We start from the raw sequence: 14,503 nt of genomic DNA, 5'->3' as shown, positions 1-14,503 counted from the left end.
CTCAATTTGTAACAGGTGAAATCTGTCTATTATTGATGGTAAAGAGCAATATATTAGAAATTTATATTGCTCTATTCCCTTTATTTACCGAATTGATTTTAACCATCTTTATTTCAATTTCGAAGGGTTTGCTACACCATTATTATATCTACTTTAAAGCAATTTACACTCTTTTAATAATGAATCTATGCTTTACTAATTTATATAAAGTTTAGTAAAGTTTTTGATACCGAGATTACACAACAACCCATCAATACAAGAAATTTATTAACATAAAATATTCTTAAGAAAAGTAAAAAATGAAAAAAAACATACTAACCAGTTATATTTTTCTAGTTTTGAATCTTCTAACTTATAACTCAATTGCACAAAAAATTTCCTTAGAGAATTTGTTAGATAGTACTATTACACTCTCTAAAAATGGGAATAATATACCATTAACAGAGACAATGAAATCAGCTAGTACCACACTTAAAGTCTGGGCTCATACCAGAGGTTTTGATATGCAAGACAAACTTTTATATCAAGTTGAATTACTAAATGGGCTTATTCCTATAGCTGAAGCAGGTAATCTTAAAACAGAGGAGCTAAACAAGGTAGTAAATACTATTAAATTATTAGTAGGAATTAATCAGATAAATAATTTACTGAGTGAAGGTAAAAATGCTTTATTAGGGAATGCCAAGAGTATTACAAGTAGTATCAATTTATTGCAACTAGGAAAAGTTATATTAGATAGCAGGCAGCAGAACAGATTAGGAAGTTTATTAGACATAGCTTCTAAAACGGTCAAAAAACTAGATGAAAAGGATGCAGGTGCTAAAATGGCTGCATCATCTATTAAAAATACTTTAGAAAAAATAGTTAGTTTAGTAAAAGATGCTACAAAAGTTCAATAAATACTTTATAACTTTTAAATCTTATTTTTAAGCTAGCCTAAATACCTATTTTGTTGTTATTAGAATCTATATCTCTAAATATAGGAAGAAGTAATGGAAATTTTTTTCGAGAAACCTGAATTATCTGGGTATCTTTTAGTATAATAGTTTTACTATGAAAATTAATAGATTGGATAAAATCAGTACGGATGATAAAGGATCTATTAGGTCTAATAAATCCTTTATCTGATAAAATATTTTCATAATGCTTTAATGTTATGGCAGCTATGGTTTTCTGATTAGCCATAAGATTGAAAATAGTATAGTTTTCGGACGCTTGTAAATAAAGTACCTCAGTAATAGGAATCGATTTATTTCGAGCAATTTTAAGTTCAATATTGGTGTCCATGTTCGGTAGAATTCAATGACAAAACGCAACAGGAAATAGGGGAGACCTAGGAGAACATTATGCTTTATTTAGTTACAACCGCCTACTTCGGCTTTAAAGACTGTTCCAGAGTCAGCTTTAAAACCATTGTCTAACAAAATACTCTTAGCCTGATAAGTTACGACCGTACCCACACCAGTTATCTTATTAGTAGCCGAGATATTTGCGTTCGGAGCTACTGAAACAGTTGCAGAGGCTTGTTTCGTAATGTTACCGCTTGAATAATCATCTGCAGTGCTTGTTAATGTTAAACTGGATACACAATTGCTAATAATTAGGCTATAGTCTTCAATTTGCCCCGATTTATACGTTGGGTTTCCTACAATGTTACAAGAGCTAGAAGATGACGATACATCTGCTAAGACCCTAACTCTTAATAAAGTATTTGAAACGGCCGTGTTTGGAATAGTTATATTACCACTTAGTATATTTCCGCCTGTAGAGCCACTTGTATTTCCCGTAAGAACAGTTTCTCCGGTATCCGTAAATATTCCATTATTATTATAGTCTATATAAACTTTTACAGCATGAACATTGGTAAAATACCCACCTACACTAATCGAATATGTGTTATTTGCCTGAACAGTAGTTGTAGTATAGCAAGATTTATCTATATAAGTATTTCCGTCTTGGCTTGATGTCCCTGATGATGAATTAATAGAATTAAAAGTAAAATTAATTATTCCAAAATACCCGCCTACTCCATTTGACGCAGTAGGGGTACAAGCAACTATCGGAGATGTTGTAACATTAACGGTCGTTGTTGTACTAGTTGCTACGCAGGTACCCTCGGTACAACTGACAGTATAACTAGTAGTGGTTACAGGACTAACTGTTTTTGTTGAACCTGTTCCTAACCCATTAGACCAATCGTAAGTGCCGCTACAATTTCCCGCGGTAAGTGTTACCGAAGACCCTGCACAATTTGGAGTAGAGGCGTCGTTAGTTGCTGTTGGTTTTGTAGAAACGGTATTACTAATTGTTACGGATTGAGAGTAAGTACAATCATTTTTATCGGTAACTGTAACAGTATAGGTGCCTGGAGCCAAATTAGTAATTGTCTGTGTTGTAGCCCCATTACTCCATAAATAACCTTTAGCTCCTTTAGGAAAGTTCGCTGTAGCAGTCGCATTATTCATTCCTTGTCCACAGTTCGGATTCGAAGAAGTAATGGTTAATGTAGCATCTGTGGTAGCATCGGTAGCAATTATATTATATACATAAGGACTTTGTGTAACTCCACCGATTTTAACTCCGGTAACTGTTACTTTGTAGAGCACATCCGCACTACCTGAAAAGGTAGGAGCATTAGTTAAATCCCATACTATGGCATTATCTCCGTACCCATTGGCCAAGGTATTTACGGTTAAACCCACTGAATTATTATTTTCATCTAAAACAGAAACTATCGCAGCTGAGAAATCGGCGTTTGGAATACTAAAAGACCATCTTTGCGGGATTAAATTTCTGGGCATGTAACCGGCTACTGGCCAAGCTATAAATGCTGGAAGGTTTGTAGGTGTTCCAGTAGCTCCATTAACCCACAGGGCATCGCTATTATCTGTACTCCCATGACCAAAAGTTAATGCCCTTGAGTAAAGTACCCACCTTCTGTGTCCGGCCATATAATTTCCTGAACCAGCATCCGTCATGTAACCATCAATAGCCCCAGAAGCATATGCTCCTAGCGAAAGATTCGAATTTCCGGCTCCATTATAGCCATTAGTTGTATAACAAGTCCAGGTATTAGGAGGGTAGTGATTAAGACTGTTATTGGCTTTCATCATTAAAGCGGCTTCTTGAGTTTGAACATCATAGCTATTAGTGTATGTTATATTTGCCAGCCCCACTAAATTTCTATAATAATTAATTCTTTGGATTGTTTTATCTTGGGCAGTAGCTGATATAGATCCCGCAATACAACCAGTTACATTCCCGGTCCAACCCAAGGTAGATAGATTTACAGTTGAACCAAGATAGTCATTATTATAGTTATTAACGACTGTTGTACGATTGCAAGTACTATTAATATTCGTAACTCTAGCTTTTATATTAAGATTGTTTTCCTCAATATTTTCCAATTTTAGCAAGGGTGGTTCACCAAGAGTTTGCGCAATAATTGATATCCGTGATACAAATATTATTAATACTGTGATAGAGAATATAAAATATTTCATGATGTTTTAAGCAGTTTTTAGAGTTATAAATAAAATTGTTCAGTGTTTAGAGCTTGAATTTTATTCAATAAGCGATTTATATTGAGAAGCTTAAAGATTTCTTCTGTTGAGGTATTTGTATATTTAGAGCGGGTAGAAAATAAAATATATATAAATGTAAAATTTTAATTTTTTAAAAGTCAAGACTACTTAACTACTTAAGTCTGTTTTACTAACAAACCTGCCTTTTTGAGAAACATATTCTTAAAACAGATGCCTCAACAGTATATTTTATGTTATAAATGTAAGTGTTAGGCTAAACTTAAAGATTTACATCTTTCATCCTTCAGACATTTGATTAGACATATTATACTCTAAAGAAAATGTCTAAACTATAATCTATATACGTATTTGTTTGATGATTAATGCAATTTGTCATCCTTTTTTTGTTGTTTGTCACCTTTGTTTGGTTTATATAAGTGACAAAACTTTTAATACCACTAATATTACGCTTCATCTGGTCATTATAAATATGACTTTTCTATAGCCCAACCTTAAAGTTACGTACTGATACCCTTTTTTATAAATGTTCCATTTCTTAGTTAAAAAAGATAACTTTTCTTTTTTTAAAAATATTCAAGTTGATATGCACTCTCATTTAGTTCCAGCTATAGATGATGGGTGTCAGAATATATCAGAAAGTATCTCCTTAATTAAGAAAATGACAGATTTAGGGTATCGTAAAATAATAACAACTCCACATATCATTTCAGACTTATATCCTAATAGCAGAGACTCTATTCTTGCCGCCTTTAAAGAGTTAGAACAAATAATAATATCTGAAAAAATACCTATCACACTTAATGTTGCTGCCGAATACTTTTTAGATAATTATTTTAATCAATGTTTAAGCCAAAAAGAAATACTGTCTTTCGGAGATACTAAATATCTATTATGTGAAATCTCCATTGCGGCTCCTCCGTCAAATCTTAAGGAAACTATTTTTAATATTTTAACGCAAGGGTATAGACCTATACTAGCTCACCTAGAGCGTTATTTATATTGGATAAATGATAAGTATATAATTCCTTCATTGATAGAAATGGGCTGTTTGATGCAAGTAAATATTTCTTCATTACTTGGCTATTATGGAAAAACCGTAGAAGATTATTCATATAAGCTAATTAAAAATAATTATGTAAGTTTTTTAGGAACAGATATTCATAATAAGAAGCATTTAGAGTTTTATATTAATCAAAGGAACAATCTTAAGATTTATAACATCATTGAGAAGTATCAATTCTTAAACATCTCTTTATTATAAATTAACTAAAGAACATTATTGGCTAAAAGGAGAATAGATTGAAAAATATATACAAAGCTAAGGCGTAAAATCTAAATAAAATATATATGTATACTAACCTATTGAAAAGCATTATAGTTGCATTTTTATTTTTTGGAACTATTTCTTGTATAAGTAATAAGAATATAAAGTATTTTCAATCAGCAGATACTTCGAAGATAATATCTCTAAAAAATATTATACCTAAAAATCCTAAGATTCAGCCTAATGATATTTTAGCGGTCATTGTAAGTACATATAACAAGGAGTCAAACGAGATTTTAAATTTCGCTAATATTAGCACACTATCATTAAGTGTATTTTCTGGAAGTAATGTTATGTCTCAGGGAAGACAACCACTAGGATATAGAGTAGATTCAACAGGGTTTATATCGATGCCATTTATAGGTAAACAAAAGGTGGCTGAACTGACTCTTGAGCAAGCAGAGAGCCAGCTAAAGGTAGAAATAGAGAAGGTGTTAAAAGACCCTTCGGTTAGTATTCGTTTTTTGAATCATAAGTTTACGGTATTGGGCGAGGTTAACAAAGTGGGTACATATAACTTAGTAGATAATAAGACGACACTGATAGAGGCTCTGAGCAGCGCAGGCGATTTAACCGTTTATGGAGATAGAACAAATGTTATGGTAATTAGAAATAATAATGGTATAAAAGAAACAGCAAAACTAAATCTTTTGACTTACGAAATTTTTAATTCGCCTTATTTCTATGTACAAAATGAAGATATAATCTATATTGAACCTACTCGAGGTAAGGTAACTTTTACAGATCAACGTATACAACTAATTCCTATTATTACCGGTGTTGCAACAACTTTTGTGCTATTGTTAAACTTTTTGTTTAAATAACTAAAAACCTATTCATGCACTCAGGGTAATAGAAAAAAATAAAAGTATTCTTCTAGTATTCTATAATTAAATCAAGCAGAGAAGGCGTAGGTTATGGGCGTTCATAGCGTTCTTTAATATTCCATCCGGCTAACGTATAATCTTAGTAAGACAAATAAAATTTAGCAATTATAATTTTAACATATTTTTAAAAGCGAAGAGAGATGCTAAATAAAGAATTGAATGTTGGCCAAGAAACTGAGGAAGGGATCAACATTGGCTTTTTTTTAAAAAAGTGTATGCAACATAAGTATTGGTTTTTATTATCTTTAATTATTACCGAGCTTATTTGTTTTTTATATTTAAGATACACTACACCTATTTATACAATAAATGCATCTATTTTGATAAAAGATGAAAACAAGGGTGTAAAAAGTGATATAGAGGCTTTAAAAGACTTGGATTTAACAGGTGGAAATAAGTTAGTAGAAAATGAAATAGAAGTATTTAAAAGCAGAGGCTTAGCCGAAAAGGTTGTTGATAAACTAAATCTAACGGTTTCGTATTGGAATGAAGATGGCCCTATTGATAAAGAATTATTTATTGAACCTGAAATATCAATAAACGTAAGTGAATATTCGCAAAAAGGATACAATGAGCCTTTCTATATTTTGCCTGAAAAATTAGGTAAGTTCCAAATATTAGATAAAAAAAAGAAAGTTTTAGGCGTTTTTAATTACGGAACAAGTATAACTACCCCTTATGGTCGTTTAAGAGTTTTTACAAAGAAGACATCTTTACATATTTCCGAAAAGCCAATAAAAATACGATTATATAATAAAGAAGCCTTAATTACACATCTTATTGGCGACCTGAATATACGGTTAGTAAACCCTAGAACTACTGTAATTGCATTTAGTTTTAATCACCACTTACCCGAGAAAGGAAAAGCTATATTAAGTAGCATTTTAGAAGAATATTCATTTTTATCCATTGAAGATAAAAATAGAGAAGCAGTCAATATCTTACGTTTTATAGAAGACCGTTTAAAATTAGTAACAAACGAGTTAGGTTCTGTTGAGCAAGATGTAGAAAACTACCGTACCTCAAGAGGAATTACAGATTTAAGTACGGAGTCTAATATTTTTTTAGAAAAAGCTAAAGAAATAGACACAAAACTTAATGAAACAGAAATTCAACTTAAAGTTTTAGATAGTATAGAGCGTTATTTACAGGGAGACCAAATAAAAAACATATCGCCTTCTACTCTTATGGTTAATGACCCTGTAATTATAGGGTATTTAAATCAGTTGTCTAATTTAGAATTAGAAAGAGAAAAGATGGCTCTTACTGTGCAATCTGGTAATCCTTATCTGGAAACTATTATAACTCAGATGAAAAATGTTAAGCTAGCGATTCGGGAAACTATCGCTAATCAGAAAAAGAGCATCTTATTATCACGTACTGAGCTATTAACCTTAAATAATAGATTAAGTGCTTCTATCAATAGTATTCCAAAAAAAGAGAAAGAATATGTAGAAATAAAACGTCAGGCAAGTATTAAAGAAAGCCTGTATTTATTATTACTAAAAAAACGTGAAGAAACAGCTCTTTCTTATGCTTCGACAGTAACAGATAGCCGTATGATTGATAAGCCATTTAGTAGCGCAACCCCAATATCGCCTAATAGGAGTCGTATTATTTTGTTAGGTTTTTTATTGGGTTTTGTCATTCCAGCGGTAGTTATTGGTATCAAAGGGTTTTTGACAAAAACAATACAAAGTAAAGATGAAATTGAGAAAGCAACAGGGTTAACCATATTTGAAGAAATCGGGAAAAAAACAAAAAAAGACCTTGGGGATATTATTAGCATTAAAAGTAGAAGTCTTGTGGCTGAACAATTTAGGATGTTAAGGTCAAATATTCAATATTTATTTGCTAATACTCAATCTGAAAAGTCCAAGGTTATTGCTGTTACCTCTTCAATTTCTGGTGAGGGTAAAAGCTTTATAACAGCCAATTTAGCATCAACGTTAGGGATGCTTGATAAAAAGATATTAATCATTGGATTAGATTTACGTAAACCTAAAATACAGGAGTATCTTAATGTTGTTGCTTCAAAAGGTATTAGTAATTACTTGATAGATAAAGCAACAATAGATGAAATTCTATATAAAACAGATGTAAAAAATGTATATTTAATACCTGCGGGGCATATTCCACCTAATCCTTCTGAGCTTATTGCTAATGGTAGAATAAAATTGCTTTTAGAAGAAGTAAAAAAAGATTTTGATTATATAATAATAGATACTCCTCCGTTAGGTTTAGTAACTGATGCGGCACTTTTAGGTTCTTATATTGATACTTGTTTGTATATAGTAAGGCACGAGTATACTCCTAGAGTGTTTTTATCAAACCTGAAAGAAATAAACTATAAGAAAGTTTTCCCATCTATATATATCATATTTAATGGTGTTAGTTATGCTAACTCATCTTACTATGGGTATGGATATGGTTATTACGAAGAAAAAGGTCAGAGTGATAATTTGATAAAAAAAATAAAGAAATTAATTGAAAAAGTCTTTCCGAAATTGAAATTACCCAATTTCAATTGAAATGAAAAAAATAGAATATTCGACTGTACTTCAACAGTATTGTCTAGTGTAAGATACTTAAAATCTAATAAGAAGGACTAGAAACTATAAGTTTTTGGTCCTTCTTGTTGTAATATACGGATAACTTTTACTTATTAAGGAATAAGGATTCCCCTTTCTTTGGATACATTCAAATTATTATATAATTTTGAATGTATTAACTCTGGTTTGGCTTATAAAAGCCTCTAGGTCTTTCTCCTAAGTAAATAAACTGCTGATATAAAAGAGAACAAACAATTTTATAAACTGAAATTTGTAAAGTTTCTCTAATACTTGGAGGGTTAGACCTGTAAAAGTTCTTAATTGTTAAACCTTAATACCCAATTCTTCGCCCACACTTCATTTGCGAAAGTTGGAACAAAATCTTAAATATACAAAATACGCTTTCCATAATTGTATTGTTTATTTGGCAATACAACGTTACCTGCTATTCTACGAGAAACCCTATAACATTGAAATAAATGCGAAATAACAGCAAACTATTGTTAGCGTTGAAAGCTGAAAAATCGAATGTTGAAATTCATAAACATTCCGCTTTCCAAATTGTATTTACAGTGGATAACCCTTTTGATACAACAATTGAAAAAGAGAAGCATACAGGTATTTTTGGGTTTGTAATAAAACCTCAAGTGGCACATTCATGTGTGTGTAATCACAGTAATCTTATTATTTTAAACATCGAGCCATATTCATTTTTGGGAAAACTCATATTTACGAAATTAGGCCAGAAAAATGCTAAAATTTTTTATGATAATAATGAATTTCAACAGTTTTTTGAAATTTCGCAAAATGAATTTTCAATTTATAATATGGTTAATTCAAATAGCCAAAATCAAGTTATGCAACTCATAGATGAAAGAATACAGCAATCAATAGCTTTCATTAATGAAAATTTTAAAGTAGATAATATTTCAACGCAGGATGTTGCTGAGCATATCTTTTTATCACCTTCTCGATTAGCTACATTGTTTAAGCAACAAATTGGAAGTAGTATCAGCAAGTACCTTTTATGGACAAGATTAAGAAATGCCATTTTTCTCATTCTAACTGAAAAGGATAAATCCTTAACTACTATTGCCTTGGAAAGTGGATTTTATGACTCTTCTCAAATGAACAAATATATGTATCAGCTGTTTGGAATCTCTCCCTCAAAGCTGAAACAAAAAAGTGATTTGATACAATTTTTAGATGTTGAGCCAAATTAATTTTGCGGCTCTAATTCTTAAAAATTTAAGCAATGAGTATCAATAATCAAATAATTGAGGAAAATAGAGCCTTATATGACAGTGTAGGAGATTTTTATCCAACCCACGAAGCCGTAGCCATCACAAAAGAAACCATTAACAACATCGTTTGTCATTGGTTTACACCTACTAACTCCAAACCAAATGAATTGGTTATTTACGTGCATGGCGGTGGTTATGCCATTGGGTCTTTCCAATCGCATAAAGCTATGGTTTCTCATTTTGCCAAAGGTTTAGAAAGAACTATTCTTTTTGTGGAATATTCGTTAGCTCCCGAAAAACCATACCCAAATGGTTTGAATGATGTATTGAGCATTTATAAATGGGCTACTCAAATGTTTACGGATTATAATTTCTATTTAATGGGCGACAGTGCAGGTGGTGGTTTGGTGATTGCGTCTGTATTTGAAATATACCAACATAAATTGACCCCGCCTCAAGCCGTGGCTTTAATTTCGCCTTGGTACAATTTGGCAACAAATAATCCTTCCTTAGAAAGCCGTCAACATTTAGACCAAATTTTGAACAAAGAAATGGTTCAGAATTTTGCTTATGCTTATGCTGGAGCCAACATCTCAAAAGCAGACCCAAGCCAGTTACATTTTGAAAACTTTCCGCCTGTTTTTGTTGGCGTTGGAACGAATGAAGTTTTATTTGACGATGCTATTAATTTTTTTGATATGGTTTATAAAATTCAAGAAAATTCACAACTAAAAATTTATGGTGGACAAGGACACGTTTTAACGCAGTTGGATATTTCGACTAAATCCGCACAAGACTTAATTATTAATATCAATCTTTTTTTTACTAACACACACAATGCTTAGAATTTTAGTTTTCATCACCTTATCTGATAACGGGATAGAAACGATAAAATCAAATCCCGAACTACCAAAAAAAGAAACGGAATTTGTGAATCTTTGGAAAGGAGAGAACATTTTGGAAAATTTTTATATTTCCGTTTCAAAAAAAAGTGCGGTTTTAATTTTTAAAGACATAGATGAAGCCAAATGTAAGGAATTAATAGGGATTTTGCCTTACTTTCCATATATGTCTAAAATTGAATACCATGACTTGAACAAGCAATTTTAACTAAAAGTTTTTGTTCACATTGCGCATTAAATACTTTTATAAAGTACAGCATATAACAAGGTAAGGTATTGTCAAAAGCGGGGTTGAAGTTTTTGGCAATACCTTTTTCAGTTAATTTTCTAAAGAACAAGTTTCTTTTTTAATTCTTCATTTTCTGCAATATAATGTTGCACCTGTCCTTTGAGAAAAGCTACTTGAGAAAGTAAAGCGTCAACAGTACGTTGTTCTTCATTCCAAGGTGCAGCCTGATTAAGATTTTTAGCTTGATTAGCGTACCCTCGGCAAGTTGAAGAACAATATTTAGCAGTTGAGCGGTTAGCGTAATAAGGGGTTCCGCAGTACAAACAAGTTTTTTCAAAGACCTTAGCATTGTATTTATATTTGCTTCTATCTAACGATGGCATTTCTTTGATTTTGTTGTATACAAAGTAATGTAGAAGATTTTAATTTTCCAATATTATAACGCAATTATTACGTTATAATATTGGAAAAAAATTTCTACCAAATACTATTGCAATAAATCTTATATCTATCTTAAAATTTCAGAGTATATAATCCGTAACTTCTAACAATTCAGTCTCCAGATATTTACTAGCTCATGAAATTGTACAAGCATTTCTAGCACTAAAGCCCAATCACTTATCAGTTCAGACCGTTTCTGAGACCTTCGTCACTTTTTAAAGTCTACACTCTGATATCTTTATTTTATATTAATCAATAATCATAGTTATGAAAAAAACATTAAATTTATTGTGGTTTTTTTTGGTTTTTTTGCTATCCTGCAAGGACGATTCTATGGAGAAAGCCCAGAGTGAATCTAAGCAAATTAACCATTCTAATGCTCGCACGAGTGCTGCTTCTTCTCCAATCGTATTAGGTTATTTTCCCTCATGGAGCGATACATGGGCAAGTACCAGTAATGTTTCAAGCAGTAAGTTGGCTTCATTACCATCACATATTACGCATGTTTTTTTATCTTTTGCTAAACCTAATTTAAGTTATCAAAAAGGGTCTTATGACATTTCCCAAACGGGTATTCAAGTTCCTTATGATGGACCAACACTAAAGGCCGTTATTAGTTACCTCAAGCAAAAAGGCACAAATGTCATCGTTTCATTAGGTGGAGAGACTTACTGGGGAGATGCCAGTGCCTATAACATAAATTATCAACAAATAAAAGACTTTGTTGATGACTTTGGTTTTGCTGGAATAGATTGGGATTTTGAACCTAATGGTGGGTTTGCTGAGATTGGAAACGCAACTAATGTGCAAAGATTTATTGATTTTATTAATAAGTCTCGTGCTTTAATGCCAAAATCAGCAGGATATATAATAGCTTGTGCTCCTGCAGGGTGTGGAGCATTAGGCGGATTAAACAACGACGATCCTACATCTAAATATTCCTATAGCAAACGTAATACCCTTACCGGTGATACAGATAGTTTTCTTTATAATTTTTCAGATCCTAACCACAGTATTTCTCTTTTTGGCTTTGCATCATCAGGGCACATGATTCCTGTTTTTAAAGCTGCTGGTAGTAACATAGATATAGTTGCATTCCAAGGTTACAATGTTGGAGCGGCAAAAGATAGAACATTAATGTTTGACTCTTATGCTTACTATGCAAATATATATGGTTTTAGAGTTGCTGCCGGAACTCATGTGCCAAATGAGCCTTGGGGCCCTTATTACACTTACTCAGCCCAAGTATCAGCAAATTTAGCTTATTATATTTATGGGGGCGGAAGAGAAACTCGTACAGGAAAAGGTGATGGTATTATGATTTGGCAATTACTGGCAACTACGTCAGTTGATGCTAATTATACTGGTATTACCTACCTGAATGTTGTTTCAAAAGTTTTAAACGGGAAGTCTACCTCTGAAGCTATTAGCCAAGCTTTCGATTACCTCAATGCTGTTTCAGCACCAGCAGTAAGTAAAACAACAGGAACAGTTAACACACCTATTACAGGTACTGTCGCATCTACGGGTACACTCTTAATTTTCAAAGATGGTGCACAAGTATCTACTCAAACGTTAACTTCTACTAGTTGGAGCTATACGCCTACCGCAGCTGGTAGTTATACATTTAAATTACAAACCACGGCTGGTACATCTGCTAGCTCTCAAATAGTAACCGTAACTACTGGCACAACAACGGCACCGGCAGCACCAACAGTAAGTAAAACAACAGGAACAGTTAACACGCCTATTACGGGTACTGTCGCATCTACGGGTACACTCTTAATTTTCAAAGATGGTGTACAAGTATCTACCCAAACACTAACTTCTACTAGTTGGAGCTATACGCCTACCGCGGCTGGTAATTATACATTTAAATTACAAACTACGGCTGGTACATCTGATAGCTCTCAAACAGTAACCGTAACAAGTGGGACTACTACCAATGGTTGTGGGTATCCAGCTTATGATGCAACAAAATCGTACCCAACTGCTGGAACAAGAGTTTACTACAATGGAAATATCTATGAAAATAAATGGTGGATAAATCCTGGTGATGCGCCTACAAATGACACTTATGGAGGCTGGAAATTTATTCAAGCCTGTACAACGACGAATGCACCGGCAGCACCAACAGTAAGTAAAACAACAGGAACAGTTAACACGCCTATTACAGGTACTGTCGCATCTACGGGTACACTCTTAATTTTCAAAGATGGTGCACAAGTATCTACTCAAACGTTAACTTCTACTAGTTGGAGCTATACGCCTACCGCAGCTGGTAGTTATACATTTAAATTACAAACCACGGCTGGTACATCTGCTAGCTCTCAAATAGTAACCGTAACTACTGGCACAACAACGGCACCGGCAGCACCAACAGTAAGTAAAACAACAGGAACAGTTAACACGCCTATTACGGGTACTGTCGCATCTACGGGTACACTCTTAATTTTCAAAGATGGTGTACAAGTATCTACCCAAACACTAACTTCTACTAGTTGGAGCTATACGCCTACCGCGGCTGGTAATTATACATTTAAATTACAAACTACGGCTGGTACATCTGATAGCTCTCAAACAGTAACCGTAACAAGTGGGACTACTACCAATGGTTGTGGGTATCCAACTTATGATGCAACAAAATCGTACCCAACTGCTGGAACAAGAGTTTACTACAATGGAAGTATCTATGAAAGTAAATGGTGGATAAACCCTGGTGAAGCTCCTACAAATGACCCTTACGGAGCTTGGAAATTTATTCAAAAATGTAATTAAAAACTTTATGTACTCCTATAAACTAAGATTATGGAAGTACTAGTTTTTTCTAAAAATCGGTATCGAGATTTTTCGGTGCCGATTTTTAACTTTATAGACCTCATTTTGAGTTGCTACTTATAAATAGTGTTGTTCATATCTGAAACCACGGCAAATCAAAGATACAATACTAACATGAATCGTTGAGAATCCTAACGAATCACGAACGAATCCTTAGACAGGACAATGCTTACAGCTCTAACGAATCCTGCATGAATCGTTGAGAATTCTAACGAATCACGAACGAATCCTTAGACAGGACAACGCTTACAGCTCTAACGAATCCTGCATGAATCGTTGAGAATCCTAACGAATCACGAACGAATCCTTAGACAGGACAACGCTTACAACTCTAACGAATCCTGCATGAATCGTTGAGAATCTTAACGAATCACGAACGAATCCTTAGACAGGACAACGCTTACAGCTCTAACGAATCCTGCATGAATCGTTGAGAATCCTAACGAATCACGAACGAATCCTTAGACAGGACAACGCTTACAACTCTAACGAATCCTGCATGAATCGTTAAGAATCCTAACGAATCACGAACGAATCCTTA

The 14,503-nt window shown here is 33.1% G+C and carries 11 protein-coding genes; 8 read left to right on the top strand and 3 right to left on the bottom strand.

Going from position 1 to position 14,503, the window contains the following annotated elements:
* The first annotated feature begins 299 nt into the window (after positions 1-299).
* On the top strand, positions 300-899 hold the full coding sequence (locus WAA15_RS23115; RefSeq protein ID WP_337045224.1) for a hypothetical protein: 600 nt from the start codon (positions 300-302) through the stop codon (positions 897-899).
* Between the two features lie 37 nt (positions 900-936).
* Here WAA15_RS23115 and WAA15_RS23110 read toward each other — a convergent pair whose 3' ends face one another.
* Positions 937-1,287 (bottom strand): LytR/AlgR family response regulator transcription factor, encoded by a 351-nt coding sequence (locus WAA15_RS23110; protein WP_337045223.1) that lies wholly within the window; start codon positions 1,285-1,287, stop codon positions 937-939.
* Between the two features lie 68 nt (positions 1,288-1,355).
* Positions 1,356-3,503: a CAP domain-containing protein gene (locus WAA15_RS23105; protein ID WP_337045222.1), complete on the bottom strand. Its 2,148-nt coding sequence runs from the start codon at positions 3,501-3,503 to the stop codon at positions 1,356-1,358.
* Positions 3,504-4,068: 565 nt separating this feature from the next.
* Here WAA15_RS23105 and WAA15_RS23100 point away from each other — a divergent pair.
* The 6 genes from WAA15_RS23100 (at position 4,069) to WAA15_RS23075 (ending at position 10,662) form a co-directional block, all read left to right on the top strand.
* Positions 4,069-4,806, top strand: a complete 738-nt coding sequence (locus tag WAA15_RS23100) for a tyrosine-protein phosphatase (protein ID WP_337045221.1) — start codon at positions 4,069-4,071, stop codon at positions 4,804-4,806.
* Positions 4,807-4,892: 86 nt separating this feature from the next.
* Positions 4,893-5,693 carry a polysaccharide biosynthesis/export family protein gene (locus WAA15_RS23095; RefSeq protein WP_337045220.1) on the top strand — a complete coding sequence of 267 codons (801 nt, stop codon included), beginning with the start codon at positions 4,893-4,895 and terminating at the stop codon, positions 5,691-5,693.
* Between the two features lie 203 nt (positions 5,694-5,896).
* A complete protein-coding gene (locus WAA15_RS23090; RefSeq protein ID WP_337045219.1) occupies positions 5,897-8,287 on the top strand; it encodes a GumC family protein in 2,391 nt (796 codons plus the stop codon).
* 500 nt (positions 8,288-8,787) lie between these two features.
* Complete coding sequence (locus WAA15_RS23085; protein ID WP_337045218.1) at positions 8,788-9,531, top strand: helix-turn-helix domain-containing protein; 744 nt, start codon at positions 8,788-8,790, stop codon at positions 9,529-9,531.
* Positions 9,532-9,563: 32 nt separating this feature from the next.
* Positions 9,564-10,397 carry an alpha/beta hydrolase fold domain-containing protein gene (locus WAA15_RS23080; protein ID WP_337045217.1) on the top strand — a complete coding sequence of 278 codons (834 nt, stop codon included), beginning with the start codon at positions 9,564-9,566 and terminating at the stop codon, positions 10,395-10,397.
* A complete protein-coding gene (locus WAA15_RS23075) occupies positions 10,390-10,662 on the top strand; it encodes a hypothetical protein (protein ID WP_337045216.1) in 273 nt (90 codons plus the stop codon). The genes WAA15_RS23080 and WAA15_RS23075 overlap by 8 nt, the downstream gene beginning before the upstream one ends.
* Positions 10,663-10,781: 119 nt before the next feature.
* On the opposite strand, the gene WAA15_RS23070 is transcribed toward WAA15_RS23075, so the two are convergent.
* A complete protein-coding gene (locus WAA15_RS23070) occupies positions 10,782-11,066 on the bottom strand; it encodes a hypothetical protein (protein ID WP_337045215.1) in 285 nt (94 codons plus the stop codon).
* 367 nt (positions 11,067-11,433) lie between these two features.
* Here WAA15_RS23070 and WAA15_RS23065 point away from each other — a divergent pair, with 367 nt between their 5' ends.
* Entirely contained in the window at positions 11,434-13,902 is a 2,469-nt protein-coding gene (locus WAA15_RS23065) for a hypothetical protein (protein ID WP_337045214.1), read from the top strand.
* Positions 13,903-14,503 lie beyond the last annotated feature (601 nt).

Origin of the sequence: Emticicia sp. 17c, from assembly GCF_037153985.1 — a bacterium.
Lineage (GTDB): Bacteria > Bacteroidota > Bacteroidia > Cytophagales > Spirosomataceae > Emticicia.
Note: the sequence above shows the minus strand (reverse complement) of the source record. Positions and strands in the feature narration are given on the sequence as shown.